The sequence below is a fragment of the Coriobacteriia bacterium genome (genome assembly GCA_013336165.1).
Lineage (GTDB): Bacteria > Actinomycetota > Coriobacteriia > Anaerosomatales > JAAXUF01 > JAAXUF01.
This window is the reverse complement of sequence record JAAXUF010000008.1, coordinates 51817-72742: the sequence shown is the minus strand read 5'-3', so window position 1 is coordinate 72742 and position 20926 is coordinate 51817. Positions and strand designations below refer to the sequence as shown.

Here is a 20926-nt window from a genome sequence, read left to right as displayed (position 1 = left end):
CAGTCGGACGAAGCGTGTGCTCAAGGTCGGCGCGGTGCTGGCAGCGGCCTGTGCTGCTATTGCGTTTGGGTGGGTCGCCGGCATCGTATGGTCATCCGGCACCCTCATGGGTGACACATCTACGCTCGGCAGAAGCACGTTAGGAGTCTCGACTGACTCCGCGGCCACCGCTCCCGCATCTCCGACGCAGGGCAGCGCAGCTGACAGCAAGAGCTCCTCGGCCGAGAACGCGACCACCCAGATAACTTCTGATGGAAGCCAGGGTAAGCTGGTAGTAAGGAGCGGGGCGCTGTCGATCAAGGTAGACAATCTCGACGATGCCCTTGCTGCGGTTCGGAAGACGGTCGCTGCAAATGGCGGCGAGATCGCCAACCTCACCGTCTACTCCGGAACAACCTCGAATGTGTCCATTCTGGAGACAGGCGTTGCCACTGAGCGGCTGGGTGATGCGACGGGCATCGTTGCAGGCCCTCGAAGCGCCGTTGTCACCCTGCGGATTCCAGCCGACAAGCTCGCAGGTGCCCAAGATGCCGTTGCAGCCCTCGGCACGGTGCTTTCGCAGAGCCTCTCGGAGAGAGATGTCACCCAACAGCACATCGATATGCGAGCCCGGCTCGCTAATCTGATCGCCGAGGAAGGCCGGCTGCGCGAGTTTCTGGCTAAGGCCACCAAGGTGAGCGAAATGCTCGAAATCGAGCGCGAGCTTTCGCGAGTGCGGGGCGAGATCGAGTCGATGCAGGCGCAGGTCGGTTGGCTGGAGAGCCAGGCTGCGATGGCAACGCTGACGCTTTCGCTGTCCGAACCGGGCGCCATCATTGCGCCTGAAAACGGAGACTGGAGGTTCTCCGAAGCGGTCACAGCCGGTATCCAGGCCGCAGCAGCCGTGATACGTGCGACGATCACCGTTGTCCTAGCGCTGTCTCCCCTGCTTCTGATCGGACTGGTACTCTGGATTGCACGGCTGGCGTGGCGGCGCCTTCGAGATTCGCGAATCTGAAATGGAAGCATATTCCGAGACCCCAAGGACAAGAGACTGTGATAAGACCGAAAGTTCGCGTACCTGTGTGGACAGTCTTGGTGGGAGCCGTGGCGCTCTACGTGATGCGATCAGTCCTTAGAGGATTCGATTTTCGCCCGGAACTGCCTCTCGACATGTTCATCCTCGGCCTCTTGGCGGCGGTCCTAATCGCTGTGGGCTCCGTTCGAGCCGACGACGCGCGCCTTGATCGCGAAGAACAGCAGTTGGACCACGACGACGAGGACGAAGGCGACAGCCGCTGACGCCACAGGAAGCCAGAGAAAGTCCGCAATCCCCAGTGACAGTGCGCCGGGCGCGCCGGACCCGCTGACTACCGTCAGCCATCCTCCTCCGGCGACGCCGATCGCAACGCCCGTGCCCCATGCGGCAGCACGCAGCAGAACCACGCCGCGCGATGTCCGCCTCCCTGTCGCAGGATTCCTTCTCATCGTGATCCTTCCACTAGCGTCTCCGTGCCCGCGGATGCGTCGTGAGGTATTCCTCCCTGATATGACGCCCGTCGACATGAGTGTAGACCTGCGTGGTCGAGATGTCGGCATGCCCCAGCATTTCCTGAACCGCACGCAGATCGGCTCCCCCTTCAAGAAGGTGGGTCGCAAACGAGTGCCGCAACGTGTGCGGATGCAGTGTCAGTTCCACCCGGCGGCCGTACTTGCGCACCAGCGCATAGATCGCCTGCCGGGTGATTCTGCCGCCTTTGGAGTTCACGAACACAGCCGAGGGGTCCGCACCGCCGATTGAACGCTTCGAGTGCAGATGCGGGCGACCATGGGTGAGGTAGCCCTGCATCGCATGAGCGGCCATTCCGCCAATCGGAACCAGGCGCTCCTTCTGCCCCTTGCCGAACACGCGAATGGCGCCCTCGGCAAGATCCATGTCCGTTAGACCCAGCCCGGTCAACTCGCTGACGCGCAACCCGCATCCATACAGCAGCTCGAGAATGGCGCGGTCGCGCAAACCGATCGGAGTGTCGGGGAACGGCTGCGCCAAGAGCCGGTCAATCTCCTCGATCGAGACTACGCATGGAAGTTGATCCGGCACTTTGGGCAGCGGAAGGCGTGCGGTCGGATGGTTCTCGGTAACCCCATCGCGCACGAGGAACTTGTGGAAGCCCTTGAGGGCAGCCACCTTGCGCTCAATGCTGCTCGGAGCGAGCCCGCGCGCGCGCAGTGCAGCGACAAATGCTGTGACGTCGTCCCGGGTTATGACGGAGGCATCCGATATGCCGCGCGACTCCAAAAACACGCAGTACTCACCGAGGTCATGCTTGTACGCCGACAGCGTGTGCCGTGAGGCGCCACGTTCAACGGAGAGATACCCTAGGTATTCGGCGACATGAGTATTCACGCATCCCAGTATAGACGCCCGCTCAGCACCTGACGGATACGGGACCCCGCAATGTGCCGAGGTCCCGCAATCGGATCAGTTGCAGTGCAGCTTACTCGGCGGATGGTGCGGACTGCTGCGTAGAGACTGTCTTCGTCTGTGGCGCGCTTGCCATCTGCTCTCGGATAGCCTTCTTGATTGCGTTGGTTGCCTCAACTTGCTGCGCATCGACGGGCGCAGCAGCACCGGTCGTCTGCAGCTTCTCTGTCGCGAGGAGCGTCATGAGCAGGCCGAAGGCGTTCGCGTTCGAGCCGCTGTCCTCTCCTTCTGCTCCCCCCATCTGCACGTAGGTTGCGGGAACGATCGGGATCTTGGCGGTCTCGATAGCGGTTGCCATGCGGCCCATGACCTCTTGAATGAGCTGCAGCTGCGGGCCGCCGTAGGCGCGCACCTGCTCTTCGATCGCGATGGCTCGGCCGATACCGACGCGCGCTTCCTTGTCGGCGTCAGCCTCGGCCGTCACCTTGATGCGCATCGCCTCAGCACCTGCGAGGAGCTTGACCCGCTCGGCGTCTCCATCGGCCAGGAGCTTGATGCGTTGGGCATCCGCTCCGGCCAGCGTCTTGACACGTTCGGCGTCCTGAACGGCGCGCTGGAGCTCGGCGCGTCCGGAGTTCTCCTGAACCTTGATGTTGATCTCGGACTGCGTGAGCATCGTCTGCTGCTCGGCGACTGCCATCGACTCTTTGAGTTCGCGTTCCTTGTCGGCGGCGACTTTCTGCTTCTGATACGTTTCCAGTCTCTCGACAGCGATCTGGCGGTCCCTCAGCTGCGTGAGAATCTGCTCGATACGCGTGTCCCCCTCGGGCGAACGCGGAGTGCCGATCAGCACTTCTTCCAGCTCGAGGTTGTAGCGCTCAAACTTCTCCTTCATGTCGATGCTCGAACGGCCCTGGATATCCGAGCGCTGTTGGATGAGTTCAATGAGCGTCTTTGTCTGACCGATGTTCTTGAAGTAGGCCGATACCATCGGGTCGAGCGTCTGGTTGACGAGCATCTTGATGTCGCCAAAGCGCTGAATGACAAGCGGCGCCTTCTTGTAGTCGATGTGGATGACGACCGACAACGGCAAACGCGGCTCGAATGCGTCCTTGGTGATCAACTCGATTTCCGAGAGGTTCTCGTCGTAGCTGTGAGAGCCCATCTCAGAAGCGATCCACTTCAGAATGATGTTGGTTGTCGGCACCATGCTGATCGATCCGGCATACGTGTTGAAAGCGTACTTGCCGGGCATGAGCGGCTCGTTCCACACGCCGCGGTAGCCGTTTGCGACCAGCTCGCCGTGACGGTACTCCTCCCCGGACATGTCCGCACCCTTGGGCCCATGGTACGCGACGACCACGCCTGCAAAACCCACCGGCACGATGGTTTTGTTGATGTACTCCACGGTAGCGAACAGGCGGTTCACGAAGTACGTGCCTTCCGTGAGCACCTGGTACTGCCGACCACGGTAGCCTCCACCCGCAAGAAAAGCCTCGGGATTCTGGAAGTTGTTGTGGTAGTTGGGATCCTCCTGCTTGTCACCAACACTCGGCGCGATGATGTCGCCCAGCGGCAGCGAAGGACCGTCGTTCACGGTCACGATGCCGACCCTGTCGTCGGCACCCTTGATGACGATCGGATTGAATCCGTCGACCGCAGCCAAGTGCTGGACCATCATCTGGATGTTGCCCTGCTCGGCCGGGCTGCCCATCGGCAGGTAGTAGATCCGGCCTTCGGTGATGACGATGAACTGCGCAAGGTTGAACGCGTAGGTGCCTTCGCGAAGAATCTGCCGCTGAGGACCTCGCTGACCGCCGCCTTGCATGAACGCCTTGACGTTTTCGAAGGAGTTGCCGGGGACGACCTTGCCAAGCGTCTGACCGGGCGTCAGCGGCACGCCGTCACGCGCGAAGACGTAAGCGATCTTGCCTTGCGAGATGGTCACAAGCGGCATGACATGTACCCGGTACATAAGCGGAGTACGGAAGTGGATACCGCCACGAAGCACGTCGGGCTGGTAGCCGGCCTGGCCGTTCAGCGCGATGATGGCGTCCTTGAGCGAGCCCTTGGCGCTCCACCACTTCTCGACCACGCCGACCTTGTCGTTGCGTATGACCCGGAAGCCTACAAGCCAACCCAGGATCAACAACCCGACGAAGATTCCGATCAACCACCCGAAAAACGACAATGCCGAACTGAGCGGTGCGATCACAGATAATCCCCCCAAACCCTCCAAGAAGTGTCAACCAATACCGTATTCCCGCGTAGCATCGAAAGCAACAGCGAAAGGCCACTCATTTGAAGTGGCCTTTCGCGATGATTCCTTTGTGAGTGAGCAGCCTACGCGATCAGCGATTCAAGCGAGACATACTCAAGACCATGCGCGTCGGCGACGGGCTTATAGGTTACTTTGCCCTCGAGCACGTTGACCCCCTTGGCAAGTGCAGCATCGTCGCTGACAGCTTTCTTCCAGCCCTTGTCGGCGATGGCCATGCCATAGCGCAGCGTGGCATTGGTGAGAGCGAGCGTCGAGGTGTTGGGTACAGCACCGGGCATGTTGGCGACGCCGTAGTGCAAGACACCGTCGACGAAGTACGTCGGATTGGCGTGCGTTGTTGCGTGCGTGGACTCGATGCAGCCGCCCTGATCAACGGAGACATCGACGATGACGGAGCCCTTCTTCATGTTCGAAAGCATGTCGTTGGTCACAAGCCACGGAGTCTTGGCACCCGGCAGCAGGACGGAACCGATAACGAGATCGGCGGCGTAGACCTGCTCGGCGATGTTCTTGCGGTTGCTGTAGAGAGTGCGGACGCGGTTGCCCCAGATCTCGTCCAGATAGCGCAAGCGGTCGAGGTTGATGTCGATGACGGTCACATCGGCGCCCATGCCCATCGCGACGTAGGCGGCGTTCGTGCCGACCACTCCGGCGCCGAGAACGACGACCTTGGCCGGAAGCACGCCGGGCGTTCCGCCCATGAGTACGCCGCGACCGCCGAACGTCTTCTGCAGGTAGTTCGCGCCGACCTGCGCGGCCATACGACCGGCGACCTCGGACATCGGAGCAAGCAGCGGGAGCGTGCGATTGGGGAGCTCGACGGTCTCGTACGCGATGCATACTGCACCGGAAGCGATGAGGCCCATGGTCTGCTCATAGTCGGGGGCGAGATGGAGGTAGGTGTAGAGGATCTGGCCCGGCCGCAGCATCGCAATCTCGCTCGCCTGCGGCTCCTTGACCTTCACGATCATGTCGGCGGCAGCGAATACTTCGGCGGCCGTGTCCAGGAGCGTGGCTCCGGCGGCAGCGTACTCGGCGTCAGAGAACGACGAGCCCTCGCCTGCACCCTTCTCGACCAGAACACTGTGGCCATGCGTCACAAACTCAACAACACCAGCCGGCGTGAGACCGACGCGAAACTCGTTGTTCTTGATCTCCTTGGGTGCTCCGACGATCACGTGCGCACTTCCTTCCTCACCTTGTGGACGTCTGCATTGAATGGTGTATACCCAGCCATCGATAAGCTGGCTCAACGCAGTTTACGCCTTATAGTATTAGGTGAAAAGTGCTAATGCGCTTTCTCGGAAAGGCTGGTCGCGAGTGATTCCAGCAATCTCGCGAGCCCGGCCATATCGGCTATCGCGAGTGTCTCCCGTGTGCTGTGCACATCGGTCATCCCGCACCCCAGGGCAAGAACCTCGATTCCCATCGTAGCGAGCACATTGGCGTCGGACCCGCCGCCCGTGCTTTCGACCCGCGGTGTGAGGCCCGCAGCGCGACATGCGGCCAAGACCAGCGAAAGCTTCTCGTTGTCATCGGCGACACGAAATCCGCCGTACTCGCGGATCCACCGGATCTCGACGCCGCCTCCGGCCTCATTCGCGGCCGCATACAAGGCGGCATCCGTCGCAGCCCGGACATCTTCGACGCGGCCGGGATCGAGCGAACGGCACTCTCCAGTCACGATGCATCGCTCTGCCACGACGTTTGTGGCCGTACCTCCGTGGACCGAACCGATGTTGGCGGTCGTCTCCCCGTCCAGACGCCCGAGTTGCATGCGAGTAATCGCGTCGGCCGCCATGCGGATCGCGCTCACGCCCAACTCCGGAGCCACGCCTGCGTGGCAGGCGCGCCCGAGAAACTCGGCGGTGAAGGTGTAATGGGTCGGCGCCGCCACGATGATGCTTCCCGCGGGACCGGCCGCATCGAGCACGAGGCACAGATCACTGGCGGCATCCTCGGCACGAAGCGTTTTGGCGCCGGTGAGACCGACTTCCTCCTGGACAGTGAACAGCGCCTTGACCGTCGGATGCGGGCGGCCGCTCTCGGCGAGACGCCGGATGACCTCGATGGCCACCGCAAGTCCGGCCTTGTCGTCGGCCCCAAGGATTGTCTCGCCTGCCGAGCTGATCACGCCATCGACGATGACCGGCTCGACACCGAGACATGGCTCGACGCAGTCCATGTGCGCCGAAAGCGCGAGAACCCCCGGCGCGTCGCCGGTCAACTCCGCGATCAGATTGCCGGTATCGGACCCGGTCGCTTGCGCGCTGTCGTCGAAATGCACGGTGCAGCCGGCCGCGACGAGCGCGGTCGCGCAGTAGGCGGCAACGCGCGCCTCAGAGCGCGAGGGGCTGTCGATCCGCGCAAGGTCCAAGAACGTGGAAAGCAGCCTCTCGTCGCTCACGGCCGTTACTGCCGACGGTTCTTGAACGCCACTGCCGCACCGACGAAATCGCGGAAGAGCGGGGCGGGGCGGGTTGGCCGGCTCTTGAACTCCGGGTGGCCTTGGTTGCCGACGAACCACGGATGGTCGGCAAGCTCGACCATCTCGACAAGTGTGCCGTCGGGGGACAGGCCACTGATGACCAGACCCGCCTCCGTGAGCTGATCGCGGTAGGCGTTGTTGACCTCATAACGGTGGCGGTGGCGCTCATAGATGAGTTCGTCGCCATACGCCGCGTAGCCCTTGGTGCCCGGAATCACACTGCAGGGATAGGTTCCGAGACGCATCGAGCCACCCATGTCATGCACATCCTGCTGTTCGCGCATGAGGTCGATGACCGGATGCGGAGTCGCCGGATCGAACTCCGCCGAGTTGGCGCCTTCAAAACCGGCAACGTGCCGGGCGAACTCGGCGACAGCCACCTGCATGCCGAGACAGATACCGAGGTAGGGCACTTTGCCCTCGCGCGCATAGCAGGCCGCCCGGATCTTGCCTTCGATGCCCCGCACGCCAAACCCACCCGGGACGAGGATCCCGTCCATCTTCGAGAGAATCTGATCGACCTCTTCGGGCGTGAGCGACTCAGCGTCCACCCACTGAACGTGCACCTTGTGGTTGTGAAAGATGCCGGCGTGGTCGAGCGCCTCGTTGACCGACAGATACGCGTCAGGCAGCTGCACGTACTTGCCCACGAGCGCGATATTGACCTCATCGGCCATCATCGCTGAGTGAGTGACAAAGGCGTCCCACTCGCGCATGTCCGGCGCGCCGCACTTGAGGCCGAGACGCTCGATCACCATCTCATCGAGTCCCTGGGCGGCGATGTTGCGCGGTACCTCATAGATGCTGCGGGCGTCGATCGCCGAGATGACCGCGCCCGGATCCACGTCGCAGAACAGCGCTATCTTGCGCCTGATCCCCACGTCGATCGGCCTGTCCGAGCGGCAGACGATGAAGTCCGGCTGAATACCGATCGAGCGCAGCTCCTTGACCGAGTGCTGAGTGGGCTTGGTCTTCAGCTCGCTCGATGCGGCGATGTAAGGCACGAGGGTCACGTGGATGTAGCAGACGTTCTCGCGGCCCTTGTCCTTCTTGAGCTGGCGGATCGCCTCAAGGAATGGCAGCGACTCGATGTCGCCCACCGTACCGCCGACCTCCGTCAGAATGACGTCGGGCTGGGTCTGCTCGGCAAGACGGTTGATGCGCTCCTTGATCTCGTTGGTGACATGCGGGATGACCTGGACCGTGCCGCCGAGAAAATCACCGCGGCGCTCGCGAGTGATGATAGTCTGGTAGATCGAGCCGGCCGTGACGTTGCAGTCTCGGGTGAGCGACTCATCGATGAATCGCTCGTAGTGGCCCAAGTCGAGGTCGGTCTCGGCACCGTCATCGGTGACGAACACCTCGCCGTGCTGAAACGGACTCATGGTGCCCGGATCGACGTTGAGATACGGGTCGAGCTTCTGGATCGTCACCTTGAGCCCGCGAGCCTTGAGCAGCCTGCCGAGAGAAGCGGCGGTAATCCCCTTCCCAAGCGATGAGACGACGCCTCCGGTCACGAAGATGTGCTTGGTTGCCATAGCTCTCTTTCCAGCTCCTTCTTGTGTGAGACGTCCGCCGATGTGATTCTAACCTTTCAAACAGCACAGACATGCCTTTGGGTTTGCGGCGTGTCTGTCGCAAAGCATTCGGGGGTTTCGACGCGGGACAAAACCAGCGCATCCCGGGCTCTTGAAGTGCCCGAACCAAGTATAGCCGAAAGCCGGGCCGATTCTCGCGCAAGATTCGGAGGAGGCCCCACAAAAGAGCCGAAGCAGGCGACCTACGACTTTAGGTACACTGGTGCGATCGTAGCAACGTGGATTCTCTTGCGACAGCAAGAAGGAGGCGGACCATCAGCAAGCCATCGATCGCCCGCTCAACCGCGCTCATGTCGACTGCGACCCTGCTCTCGCGCGGTACAGGCTTCCTGCGCATGTGGGCAACCGCCTTTGCGCTCGGAGCTACGGGGCTCATGTCGTCCTACACCGTCGCAAACAACCTCCCCAACATGATGTATGAGCTGGTTGCCGGCGGAATCATCTCTTCCCTGTTCATCCCAACTTTCATGGAAATCCGGCAGACCAGAGACGAGGCGTCCGCTTGGCGTTTCACGAGCCACGTGTTCAACCTGGCCATGCTGGGCCTCGGGCTGCTGGCGATCATCGGCACGGTGTTTCCCGGGCCGTTCATCTGGACGCAGACATTCCGAATGTCGACCGCAGAAGCCTCGGGCGTGGTCGAGCCCGCGACGTTCTTCTTCCGATTCTTCGCAATCCAGGTTGTCTTATACGGTCTTGGATCCGTGACCACCGCGGTGTTGAACTCCCAGCGACGCTACTTGTGGCCTGCGATCGGGCCGATCTTTAACAACCTCATCGCGATCGCCACAATGATCGCCTTCGTAGCGTTCAAGGGTGACTCGAGGATCGCTTACATCGTGCTGGGTGTCGGCACAACGCTTGCGGTCGCCGTCATGTTCGGGATTCAGATACCCGCCCTGCGAAAGAGCGGCTGGCGCCACTCTTGGGGTCTCGGGTTTGACGACCCGGCTCTTCGCAAGATGCTGCAGCTCGCCGTGCCCACACTCGTCTATACCCTCACCAACCTAGTCGCCGTCTCGTTTATGAATGCGTCAGCGTTCGCCGTTTCGCCCAAGGGCCCGTCGGTCCTCATCTACGCATGGATCTTCTACCAGCTTCCCTACGGGATCTTCGCCGTTGCGCTGGCGACAGCGATCTTCACCGAGCTCGCCGAGACGGCAGGCAAGAAGGACATGGCCGGCTTCAAGGACACGTTCTCGCGGGGCCTGAGGGCCACCGGCGTCATAATGCTGCCGATGTCAGCGCTCCTCATTGCGCTGGCAAGCCCTCTCGTCTCGATGTACCGTGTTGGCGCGTTCACAGCCGCCGATGTCCCGCTGGTGGCAAGCGCCCTGCGCTTCTGGGCGATCGGCCTCATCTTCTACGCGACCACCATGTTCCTGCTCAAAGCGTTCTACTCGCTCAGAGACACGAAGACGCCGATGGTCATCAACCTGACGCTGACTGTCATCCAGATCGGTCTCTACACGCTGTTGTCGACCGGAATCGGTGGCTGGAAAGGTATCGGGATCAACGGCATCCCGATCGGCGACACCATCTTCTTCATCCTCATGTGCACGGTTCTCGGCGTTGCGCTGCGCAAGCGGATCGGAAGCTTCGATTTCGCGGGCATCGCGAGCACCTTCCTGAGGATGGGCGCCGCCTCTGCAATCGCGGGCTTGGTTGCCTGGGGCATCACCATCCCGCTTGCATCACTGGCCGGAGGGGTTCCGGGGGCGCTTCTGCAGATCGCTGTGGGAGGTGCGGCAGGGATCACGGTCGCACTCACCCTAGGACACTGGTTCGGCGTGAAGGAAGTCTCCGTCGCCACCGACCTGTTCAGGCGCGCGGGGTCACGACTGCGGAAGTCTTGAAGTTGGACATCGCCGTCCTGATCCCCGCCCACAACGAGGCTGCCGCCATCGCCGAGACAGTGCAAACAGCCTTTTTGATCCCGGGTGTCACGAGAGTCGTCGTCGTTGACGACGGGAGCGAGGACGAGACGGACCAGCGAGCCGAGGCGGCCGGTGCCAAGGTAGTCCGGATTTTTGGCAACATGGGCAAAGGCGCGGCGCTCGAAGCCGGCGCGATGCGCATCGAAAACGCCGACATCATACTGCTGCTTGACGGCGATCTGGGACAAGGAGCATCGCAGGCCGAGCTGCTCCTCGAGCCGTTGCTGGCCGGTCGAGCCGACATGACAGTCTCGCTGGCCCCGAGTGCCGCCCGCAACGCAGGTCTCGGCTGGGCGGAAGGACTGGCTCGCTGGGGAATTCGACGACTGGCGGGCGAAAACGTCGACTTTCGAGTCCCACTCTCCAGTCAGCGGGCTCTCACGAACCGCTGCCTCGAGGCGGTCAGGCCATTCTCGGCCGGGTACGGGGTGGAAGTCGGTGTGACGGTGCGAGCACTTCGGGCGGGGTTTCGGATCGAGGAAGTCGAGACCGGAATGACCGGTAAGCCCGGCGGAAAGAACCTGCAAGGGCTCATCACTCGAGGGCGCCGGCTCGTGCACGTCGGCCTCGCGCTCACGAAACTCGCCCGGAAGTCTCGGCGACACGATCCGCGAGGCAAGCGCGCCTAAAGCGGCCTGTCCACGCTGCCGAGAAGCTCTCGCGCGTGCAGGCGGCTTGCTTCGGAATCTCTCCCGGAAAGCATGCGCGCGATCTCTGCGATGCGATCTTCCCCGTAGACCACCTCCACAGTCGTTGCGACCGACTCCTCGGTGGTGTGCTTGGCTACAACCATCTGAGAATCGGCGTACGCCGCGACCTGGGCCAGATGCGTCACAATTATGACCTGGTGCGTCCGGGCGAGCTGGGCAAGACGCCGACCCACGGCGTCCGCAGTCGTTCCGCCGATGCCTGCATCGACCTCATCAAACACGAGCGTCTCCACCGTGTCCGCCTCGCCGAGAACCCCCTTGAGCGCGAGCATCACCCGCGAGATCTCGCCGCCCGAAGCGATCCGTGCCAGCGGCCGGGGCTGCAGGCCGGAAGCTGGCGCGTAGAGGAACTCCACCCGGTGCGGGCCGTCTGCGGTCCAGGCATCGAAAGGCAGGTCCGTGACCGAGACCTCGAAGCACGCGCCATCCATCGCGAGGTCGGCCGCAGCAGCACCCAGCGCCCCAACAAACCCCGCCTCGGCTCGCTTGCGCACTCCGGAGACAGCGGCGGCGGCCGTGCGCAGCTCGGATTCGGCCTCTGCGCAGGCTGACTGCGCCGCCGAGAGACCTTCCTCGCCGCTCTCAAAAGCGGCCAGCGCCACAAGCGCCTCTTCGCGCGTACGTATGACGTCTTGCAGCCGAGGGCCGTACTTGCGCGCGAGGGCGTTTAGCTGGCCCAAGCGCGTCAGCATACTGTCCAACACCGACGGATCGTGCTCGACTCCATCGCGATACCCGCGCAAGTCGGCACTCGCATCGTCGACGAGCGCCCTGGCCTCCGCGAGCCTGCCGACAAGGGCGTCCAGATCCGGGTCGATCCCCTCGACCCGCGAGAGCACCGCAGCCGCCTCGCCGATGCGATCGAGGGCGCCCTCATCGCCACGCAGCAGCTCCGTCGCCAGACCAGCCGCCTCTGCCAGCCGCTCAGCGTGCTGGAGCGCCGGCAGCCGTGCTGAGAGCGCGTCATCCTCCCCCGCCACCGGCGCCACCCGGCCGATCTCATCGGCGACAAAATGCAGGTAGTCCGCATTGCGCGCGGCGTTGGCGAGCTGATCCGCCAGCACCTCTTTCGCAGCGAGCGCACCCCTGTACGCCGCACGGGCGGCGCGGTATCGAGCGATCGCGCTCATCCCCTCTTCGCCTGCCCAGCGGTCCAGATAGGCCACGTGGCTGCCGGGCGTCAGGAGCGCCTGATGCTCGTGCTGTCCATGTAGGTCCACCAATGGGCCGAGCCGCTCGGCAAGCGCACCGACAGTCGCCATCTCGCCGTCGAGCGTGCAGCGGCTTCTCCCGTCCGAGGAGACCTTGCGGCGCGCCACGACTTCGTCCTCACCCGCGGTGAAGCGGCCCTCAACGAGCGCCTCGCTCGCCCCGTTTCGCACGAGCGTCGAGTCGGCGCGCTCCCCAAGCAGTAGCTTGAGCGCACCGAGCAGCGCCGTCTTGCCGGCACCGGTCTCACCGGTCAGCGCCGTCATTCCCGGGCCGAATTCGAGCCATGCGTCGCTGATGAGAGCGAGGTTTTGGACGTGTAGTTCTTGAAGCACCTTGTCCCCTAAAAGAACTCCGCCGAAATCGTCTCATAGAAGTCGCGCCCGTCGAGTTTCACGAGGAGCACGTCGTGTTGCCCCCGGGTGACCGTCACGCGCTCGATTGCACGGCGATTAGGCGTCGGGTCTCCGTCAACGACCACGCACGCGTCTGCGCGATTCGGATCAGGAAGGGCGATCTCAACGACGTCCGCGGGATTGGTCAGGATGGTTCTCGCCTTCAGCGTATGGGCGGCCACCGGCACAACCACCATGCCGCCAAATCCCGGCGCCACCATCGGACCACCCGCCGAAAGTGCATACGCTGTCGATCCCGTGGCCGTCGCGACGATGAGGCCGTCGGCGCGTGTCCTCATGACCGTGTGACCATCGATCGCGAGGTCGAAGGCCACTAGGCGCGCCGACTCCCCCTTCGAGATGACGATCTCGTTGAGCGCCCGATACGTGCCGACCGCACGCCCGTCCATCACCACTTCCGCCGAAAGCGTCGCCCGCCGCTCGACACGAACCTCGCCCGAAAGCGCCGCTAGGACCGACTCGCGCATTTGACCGGCGCCTGCCCCCGACATGAACCCGAGTTGTCCGAAATTGAGCCCCAGAATCGGCACTTCCGTCTCGCCGATCAGGTGCACTGCTTTCAGAATCGTCCCGTCCCCGCCCAGCGCGATCGTGAGTGCAGGCTCTCCTATGTCGGTAGGAGCCAAGCCCAGCCGGGGTAAGCCGGCCCGTGCCGCATCCTCAGCCGAGAAGACCGGCTCAAGGCCTTGTCCTGCCAGCCATGTAACCAGTTCAACCGCAGCCGAGACGGCTGCAGGATTCGCCACATTCGGTACCAGCAAGACTCTCAATGCTACCCTCCGAAAACCCGGTGAGCGTCGGCGACAACCTGTTCCACGGAATCAGGCGTCGCTTCCCCTTCACGCGCGACCCACATCCAAAACTCGATATTACCCTCCGGCCCTTGTATCGGCGAGAAGGTCAGGCCCCTGACAACCAGATCTGCAGCAACTGCGGTTTCGACCGCCGCACGCAAGACATCTTCGTGCACAGCCGGATTCCTCACAACGCCCTTTTTTCCCACGCGCCCCTTACCAGCTTCAAACTGGGGTTTTACCAAGACGATAAGGTCGCCCGCCTCGCCAAGCAGCGTAAGGAGCTGCGGGAATACCGTCCTGAGCGAAATGAAGGACACATCCATGACGACAAGATCAAACGGGGCGCCCAGTAGCTCCGAATCCGCCGAGCGAACGTTGGTCCGCTCCACCACCACGACTCGCGGATCGGTCCGCAGTGACCATGCAAGCTGACCGTATCCCACGTCGAGGGCGACCACCTGCGCCGCACCCGCCTGAAGCAGGCAGTCGGTGAATCCTCCCGTCGAGGCGCCCACGTCGATGGCGCGCGCACCAGCCGGATCCACGCCGAACTTGGCAAGCGCGCCCGCCAGCTTCTCACCTCCGCGCGACACGAACCTGGGGCGCTTGAGCACCTCGATCTCGGCGGTCTCGGCGATTGAATGGCCGGCCTTCGTCACGATCTCGCCATCGACGCGCACTTCTCCCGCGAGGACAGCGGCGCGCGCCTGCTCGCGCGATGGGAACAGCCCGCGATCAGCGAGGGTCGCGTCGAGGCGGCTGCGCGCCATGAGCGTTCCTCTCGGCGTCTACTGACATGTCGGCCATCCTGGCAAGAACCGAAGCGGCCACGCCGTCGCTGGTGAGCCCGACATCGGCGAGCAGCCTGCTCATGGCGCCATGAGTTACGAAGCAGTCGGGTATCGCCAGCCGCAGAACGGGCACCTGCAGCCGCAGATCGGCCAGCACCTCGCACACGCCGGCGCCAAAGCCGCCGATTGTGGTGTTCTCTTCGACCGTCACCACAAGCGCATGCTCCGATGCGGCCCACGAGATCACCTCGGTATCGAGCGGCTTGATCCAGCGCGCGTTGACCACGCTCGCCGAGACCCCCCGGACCGCGAGCAACTCGGCGGCATCTTCGCACACGCCCACCATGCGCCCCGCGGCCAGCAAGGCCACGTCGCTGCCCCTTCGGCGCACCTCGGCACGACCGGTCTCGAAAACCGAAGGGTGCACGGGAAGGCCCACGCCGCGCGAAGCGCCCCGCGGATAGCGGATCGCCACAGGCCCGTCGGCGGCAAGCGCCGTGTGGAGCGCGTTGGCCAGCTCCGCCTCGTCGGCCGGAGCCAGAACCATCATGTTGGGGATCGAGCGCAGGTACGTCAGGTCGAACACGCCGTGGTGCGTGGGCCCGTCCTCGCCGACAAGCCCCGCGCGGTCCAGGCAGAACACCACGTGGAGGTTCTGCAGCGCGATGTCGGTGATCAGCTGGTCGTAGGCGCGTTGCAGGAACGTCGAGTAGATCGCGACGACCGGTGTAAGCCCTCCGGCGGCCAGACCTGCGGCCATGCCGACGGCGTGCTCCTCGGCGATGCCGACGTCGAAGAAGCGGCCGGGAAAGGCCGCCTCGAAGCGGTCAAGCCCCGTGCCGAAGGGCATGGCGGCGGTGATCGCGACAATGGACGGATCGTTCTCGGCTTCCGTGACAAGGGAGAGCGAGAAGGCATTCGTGTAGTTCATCGGCCCGCCGGAGGAGGCAGCCTCCCCGGTTTCCGCCGAGAACGGCCCAATGCCGTGAAAGGTGTCCGGTTGGTTCTCGGCGGGAGCGTAGCCCCGGCCTTTGCGAGTCACGGCGTGAATGATGACCGGGCCGTTGACCGTCTTTGCCCTCTCGACGGCCGTTTGCACCTGTTTGATGTCATGGCCGTCGATCGGACCGACGTACTTCAGTCCCATCTCCTCGAAGAGCATCCCGGGAACGAGAAGCTGTTTGAACGATCCCTTGACCGCCTCTCCCGCCTCGACCATCACGCGGCCAAAGCCGGTCGTCGCGAGTTTGGACTCGACACCGTCGCGAAGGCGCGTGTAGCGCGGGTCCAAGCGAACGCGCGCCAGATAGCTTGATAGAGCGCCGACGTTTTCGGATATCGACATCTCGTTGTCGTTGAGCACGATCACGACGCGCGTGCCCAAGTGGCCGATGTGATTCATGGCCTCGAAAGCCATCCCACCGGTCAAAGACCCGTCGCCGATGACGGCCAGCACCGTCTCGTCGCCCCCGCGGGCGTCTCGCGCTAACGCCAGCCCGAGTGCGACGGAAAGCGAATCAGAGGCGTGCCCCGCGTCAAACGAGTCGAACGCAGACTCGCTGCGCTTTGGGAAGCCGCACAGCCCGCCGTACTGGCGCAAGCTGGAGAACTCGTCGCGCCGCCCCGTGATGAGCTTGTGCACGTATGCCTGGTGGCCCACGTCGAAGACGATGCGATCATTGGGGCAATCGAGTGCGCGGTGAATCCCCAGCGTCAACTCGACGATGCCGAGGTTGGGCGCCAGGTGCCCGCCGGTCTTCGAGACCGTCGAGACGAGTTCGTCGCGAATCTCGGTAGAGAGTTGGGCGAGTTGGGCGTCATCGAGCGACTTCACGTCGCACGGCGCATCTATCGAATCAAGGATGCGTGTCCGCACCGGGTTCATCATCTCCGTTAAGCATTACACTGACCGTAGCACGAGTCGGTCCCTCTTAGGATGACTCCTCGGCCGAAGTGTCGTGGGGTTCTTCAGCACCCTGCTCTGACCCAACCGCCTCGCCATCGCTCGCAATAGAAGCCTCGGCGCTCCAGTCGGCGCGATCTATCAGTTCCGTGCACGATCCCGCAAGCCGCACGCCCTCCTCAAGAAGGTCGAGGCTCTTCTCGAGCGACGTGTCCTTCTTACGGACCTGCGTGACAATCTCTTCAAGACGCACTCGGGCGGCGGCGAAACCGTGGGACTCCTCAGGCATCGGTCGACTCCTCTGTACCCTTTTCCTCGGCATTCCGCAGGGCGATCTTGCCCAGGACGCCGTTCACGAACTTGGATGAATCATCGGTACCGTAGACCTTGGCCAACTCAACCGCCTCGTTGATGGCGACACTGGTGGGAACATCCGGATGATGGACGATCTCGTAGATCGCCACACGAAGGATATTGCGGTCGACAAAAGGCATGCGCGACACCGACCAGTTCTCCGAGACCTCGGCGATGAGCTCGTCGATTCCGGCGATGTGCTGCTCGACACCGATGACGAGATCCCTGCAGTACTCGTCGGGCTCACCATCTTCGACGGAGTAACTGCCGGCGAGCAGAATGTCCTCGGCGGCCTCCCCGGTGATTTCCCGCTGGTAGAGTATCTGGAGCGCTTGCCTGCGCGCCCTGCTTCGCTCAAGCATCCGGCTCACTCGGCGAACACAATGCCGTCGACATACACGTCGACAGCAGCGACTTCAACGCCGACTTGGATCGAAATCGCATCAAGGACGCAGGCCTGAACGGCAGCAGCGACGTCCTTGATCCGATGGCCATACAGTATTTGCACGTGCACGGTCACTGAGACGGTTCCGTCCTCGCCGACGATCACATCGACAGCGCGCGCCGTTCCCTTCCGGCTGTTCTTCTGCACGATACCGGCGATTCCCGGCGCGCCGACGGCCGCGACGCCCTCGACACTTTGTGCGGCCATCGTCACGATCGTGTCAAGCACTCCGGGGGCTACTCCCAGTCCCTCGAGCCGAATCTCGTCAGACATCCTACGCTGCCCCCTTGTCCTTCTCGTCGCTCATTTCTGCCTCGATAAAGTCAGTATAGACGTCACCTGACTGGAACGCCTTGTTCTCGACAACTGCCTGATGAAAAGGAATCGTCGTCGGAATGCCGATCACGATGAATTCGTCGAGCGCGCGTCGCGCCCGGGCAATAGCCTCGTCACGCGTCTCACCCCACACAACCAGCTTGCCGAGCAAGGAGTCGTACGTGGGCGGAACGCGATATCCCGAATACACATGGCTGTCGATACGCACGCCAAAACCACCCGGGGGGTTGAACACCTCGATCAGGCCGGGATGCGGGCGAAAGTTGTGCGCCGGGTCCTCGGCATTGATACGAAACTCAATCGCGTGACCCCGCTTGACGATCTGGTCCTGGGTCTTGTGACGCATGGGTTCGCCGGATGCGATCCGGATCTGTTCCTTGATGATGTCCACACCCGTGATCTGCTCGGTGATGGGGTGCTCGACCTGAACGCGGGTGTTCATCTCCATGAAGTAGAATCTGCCGTCTGTGTCGAGCAAAAACTCGATCGTGCCGGCGTTGATGTAGTTGACCGCGCGAACCGCCTTCATGGCGGCCTCTCCCATCGCCGCGCGAAGCTCCGGCGTCACCGCAGGAGACGGCGCCTCCTCCACCAGCTTCTGGTGACGGCGCTGGATCGAGCAGTCGCGCTCGTAGAGGTGCACCGCGTTGCCGTGACTGTCCGCTAGGACCTGCATCTCCACGTGGCGCGGGCGCAGGAGGTACTTCTCGATGTAGACGGTATCGTTGCCGAATGCCGCCGCCGCCTCGGTCTTGGCGGCGGTCAGGTTGGCGTGCAACTCACTCGCGTCACGGGCAACGCGCATACCCTTGCCGCCGCCGCCTGCGCTCGCTTTGATGAGGACGGGGAACCCGACCTTCTCGGCGAAGACGAGGGCCTCCTCGTAGCTTTCGACCGGACCGTCGGAGCCTGGAACCGTCGGCACACCAGCAGCCGCCATGGTCTCGCGCGCAACCGACTTGTCGCCCATGCGGTCGATAGCGTCGGGCGACGGGCCGATGAAGACCAGCCCGGAGTCCGCGCACGCGCGCGCGAAGGCCGAGTTCTCGGCGAGAAAGCCGTACCCGGGATGAATCGCTTGGGCGCCGGTGGTAAGCGCGGCGGAAATGATGTTGGACATGTTGAGGTACGACTGCGAGGCCGGCGCCGGGCCGATGCACACAGCGCGGTCGGCCATGGCGACAGGCAACGAGTCCTTGTCTGCGTCGGAGTAGACCGCGACTGTCTGGATGCCCATCTCCTTTGCGGCCCGAATGACCCGCAAAGCGATCTCGCCGCGATTGGCGATGAGAATGCGATCGAACACGGGCACCTCCGCTAGATGGGCTCGTAGGAGAACAGAACCGTGCCATACTCAACCGCGGAGCCGTTCGCGACGCCGATCTCGCGGATGATGCCCGCCTCCTCGGCGATGATCTCGTTCATCAGCTTCATGGCTTCGAGGATGCACAGCGTCTGGCCCTCAGAAACCGAATCGCCCACGGAAACGAATGCGGTAGAGGTGGGGGAAGCGGCCTCGTAGAAGGTGCCGACCATGGGGGCAACGACCTGCCTCCACGAAGCCGGACGCGCCGACGCCGCAGGGGCGGCGGGAGTCGCGGCCGGGGCGGCTGCGACAGGAGCGGCGGCCGAGGTTTCGCACGCGACTGCGACCGACCCGCCTTTGCGGATCGTCACCTTGGTTTCGCCCTCTTCGATTGTGATCTCTGTGATGTCCGAGGCCTCGACGACCTTGATCAGTTCCCGGATTTGGTTCACATCCACGGATTCGTCCTCCTTGACAGTCTTGTATTCCTCGCTCTGAAGGAAGACGGCCTTCTCGGCGCCAACCTTGTGAGTAGTGAGGTACTGAAGTGCTTCGTTGGGGAAGAGCGCGTACATGAGCACGTCTTCTTCACTCTTGGCCAACTCGCCGATCTCGGCCTCGACTTCCGAATAGGTGGTGGTCACAAGCGACCCGGGGCGAATGTCAGGCGCAAGCTGAGCTTCGTCGCCGAGAACCTTGGCGACGATGTCCCGGTTCATCGGGCCCGGCGCTTTGCCGTAGTAGCCCTTGATGTAGTTCTTCATTTCCTGGGGCACTAGGTTCCAGCGCTTGCCGGTCAGGACGTTGATGACGGCCTGAGTCCCGACGATCTGCGACAGAGGCGTTACGAGAGGCGGATAGCCGACCTCTGCCCGCACTATGGGGACCTCGGCGAAGACGTCGGGGAGGCGGTCCATCGCCTTTTGTGCCTCAAGCTGAGAGATGAGGTTGCTCATCATGCCGCCCGGCACCTGGTGGCTGAAGACTTCCATGGAGAGCAGCGTGGTGATTCCGCGCTTGAGGTGTTTCTTCTTGCGCACACCCTCCCAGTACTCGGCGATCTCGAACAGCAGGTCGAGGTCAAGCCCGGTATCGTACGGGGACTCCTTGAGCGCGGCCACGATCGTCTCGACAGCCGGCTGGCTGTTGCCGAACGCCAAAGCGACCACAGCGGTGTCTACGATGTCGGCGCCCGCCTCGGCGGCCTTCACGTAGTTCATCGGAGCCATACCGCCGATGTAGTGGCAGTGCACATGAACCGGCAGACCGATCTGGTCCTTCAGCGCACGCACCATCTTCTCGGTACGAAATGGCGTGAGCATGCCTGCCATGTCCTTGATGCAGATCGTGTCCGCACCGAGTTCTTTGAGCTGCTGCGCGTACTCAAGATAGGAATCGATGGTGTGCACCGGGCTGACAGTGTAGGAAATCGCGCCTTCAAAGAGGCCTCCGCATTCCTTGACCGCACTAGCCGCCGTCTCCACATTGCGGATGTCGTTCAGGGCGTCGAACACCCGGAAGACGTCGATGCCGTTGCGCTTGCTCGCATGCACGAACCTCGTGACGATCTCATCCGAGTAGTGATGATAGCCGACCAGGTTCTGTCCGCGAAGAAGCATCTGTAGCGGCGTGTTGGGACAGTGCGCCTTGATCGTGCGCAACCGCTCCCACGGATTCTCGTCCATGAAGCGCAGACAGGAGTCAAACGTCGCTCCGCCCCACACCTCGAGCGACCAGTACCCGACGGAATCCATCTTCGCGAGTATCGGCAACATGTCGCCGATCTCCATCCGCGTGGCCCACAGCGATTGGTGCGCGTCGCGAAGCGTCGTATCGGTGATGTGGACTGGTCGCATTGCGCCTCCTTGGCGTGCGTCAGGGCGTATATCAAAGTGGGCGCCTCTTCTGACGCCGCCAATCTGTGCGTAGTCAGACAGTATATACGACGACA

18 protein-coding genes are annotated in these 20926 nt (G+C 62.9%); 3 read left to right on the top strand and 15 right to left on the bottom strand.

The features are described from left to right. A partial coding sequence (locus tag HGA39_07120; protein ID NTW29117.1) for a DUF4349 domain-containing protein occupies positions 1-997 on the top strand: 997 nt, incomplete at its 5' end. Between the two features lie 185 nt (positions 998-1182). Here HGA39_07120 and HGA39_07115 read toward each other — a convergent pair. The 6 genes from HGA39_07115 to HGA39_07090 form a co-directional block, all read right to left on the bottom strand. Further along, positions 1183-1467: a hypothetical protein gene (locus HGA39_07115; GenBank protein ID NTW29116.1), complete on the bottom strand. Its 285-nt coding sequence runs from the start codon at positions 1465-1467 to the stop codon at positions 1183-1185. A 13-nt stretch (positions 1468-1480) separates the two neighbouring features. Continuing rightward, positions 1481-2386 carry a site-specific tyrosine recombinase XerD gene (gene xerD, locus HGA39_07110; protein ID NTW29115.1) on the bottom strand — a complete coding sequence of 302 codons (906 nt, stop codon included), beginning with the start codon at positions 2384-2386 and terminating at the stop codon, positions 1481-1483. 91 nt (positions 2387-2477) lie between these two features. Continuing rightward, a complete protein-coding gene (locus tag HGA39_07105) occupies positions 2478-4595 on the bottom strand; it encodes a flotillin family protein (protein NTW29114.1) in 2118 nt (705 codons plus the stop codon). Between the two features lie 152 nt (positions 4596-4747). Continuing rightward, positions 4748-5863: an alanine dehydrogenase gene (gene ald / locus HGA39_07100; protein NTW29113.1), complete on the bottom strand. Its 1116-nt coding sequence runs from the start codon at positions 5861-5863 to the stop codon at positions 4748-4750. 110 nt (positions 5864-5973) lie between these two features. Beyond that, the gene (locus HGA39_07095) at positions 5974-7092 is read right to left on the bottom strand and encodes a M20/M25/M40 family metallo-hydrolase (protein NTW29112.1); all 1119 of its coding nucleotides are present in this window, start codon (positions 7090-7092) and stop codon (positions 5974-5976) included. 5 nt (positions 7093-7097) lie between these two features. Then, positions 7098-8711 carry a CTP synthase gene (locus HGA39_07090; GenBank protein ID NTW29111.1) on the bottom strand — a complete coding sequence of 538 codons (1614 nt, stop codon included), beginning with the start codon at positions 8709-8711 and terminating at the stop codon, positions 7098-7100. Between the two features lie 278 nt (positions 8712-8989). Here HGA39_07090 and murJ point away from each other — a divergent pair, with 278 nt between their 5' ends. Continuing rightward, positions 8990-10627, top strand: a complete 1638-nt coding sequence (gene murJ / locus HGA39_07085) for a murein biosynthesis integral membrane protein MurJ (GenBank protein ID NTW29110.1) — start codon at positions 8990-8992, stop codon at positions 10625-10627. A gap of 2 nt (positions 10628-10629) precedes the next feature. Beyond that, positions 10630-11337, top strand: coding sequence for a glycosyltransferase (locus tag HGA39_07080; protein ID NTW29109.1), 708 nt, complete (start codon positions 10630-10632; stop codon positions 11335-11337). Here the strand turns inward: HGA39_07080 and recN are convergent. The 9 genes from recN to accB are packed head-to-tail and all read right to left on the bottom strand — an operon-like array spanning position 11334 to position 20831. Continuing rightward, positions 11334-12962 carry a DNA repair protein RecN gene (gene recN / locus HGA39_07075; protein ID NTW29108.1) on the bottom strand — a complete coding sequence of 543 codons (1629 nt, stop codon included), beginning with the start codon at positions 12960-12962 and terminating at the stop codon, positions 11334-11336. The two genes, HGA39_07080 and recN, sit on opposite strands and share 4 nt — an antisense overlap. Positions 12963-12970: 8 nt before the next feature. Further along, entirely contained in the window at positions 12971-13813 is an 843-nt protein-coding gene (locus HGA39_07070) for an NAD(+)/NADH kinase (GenBank protein ID NTW29107.1), read from the bottom strand. A gap of 2 nt (positions 13814-13815) precedes the next feature. Continuing rightward, positions 13816-14610 (bottom strand): TlyA family RNA methyltransferase, encoded by a 795-nt coding sequence (locus tag HGA39_07065; protein NTW29106.1) that lies wholly within the window; start codon positions 14608-14610, stop codon positions 13816-13818. Then, positions 14576-16516: a 1-deoxy-D-xylulose-5-phosphate synthase gene (locus tag HGA39_07060; GenBank protein ID NTW29105.1), complete on the bottom strand. Its 1941-nt coding sequence runs from the start codon at positions 16514-16516 to the stop codon at positions 14576-14578. Before HGA39_07060 ends, HGA39_07065 begins: the two co-directional genes overlap by 35 nt. 46 nt (positions 16517-16562) lie before the next feature. Continuing rightward, positions 16563-16823 carry an exodeoxyribonuclease VII small subunit gene (gene xseB / locus HGA39_07055; protein NTW29104.1) on the bottom strand — a complete coding sequence of 87 codons (261 nt, stop codon included), beginning with the start codon at positions 16821-16823 and terminating at the stop codon, positions 16563-16565. After that, a complete protein-coding gene (nusB, locus tag HGA39_07050) occupies positions 16816-17250 on the bottom strand; it encodes a transcription antitermination factor NusB (protein NTW29103.1) in 435 nt (144 codons plus the stop codon). Before nusB ends, xseB begins: the two co-directional genes overlap by 8 nt. 5 nt (positions 17251-17255) lie before the next feature. Then, positions 17256-17606, bottom strand: coding sequence for an Asp23/Gls24 family envelope stress response protein (locus tag HGA39_07045; protein ID NTW29102.1), 351 nt, complete (start codon positions 17604-17606; stop codon positions 17256-17258). 1 nt (position 17607) lies between these two features. After that, on the bottom strand, positions 17608-18975 hold the full coding sequence (gene accC / locus HGA39_07040; protein ID NTW29101.1) for an acetyl-CoA carboxylase biotin carboxylase subunit: 1368 nt from the start codon (positions 18973-18975) through the stop codon (positions 17608-17610). A gap of 11 nt (positions 18976-18986) precedes the next feature. Beyond that, positions 18987-20831, bottom strand: a complete 1845-nt coding sequence (gene accB, locus HGA39_07035) for an acetyl-CoA carboxylase biotin carboxyl carrier protein (GenBank protein ID NTW29100.1) — start codon at positions 20829-20831, stop codon at positions 18987-18989. Positions 20832-20926 lie beyond the last annotated feature (95 nt).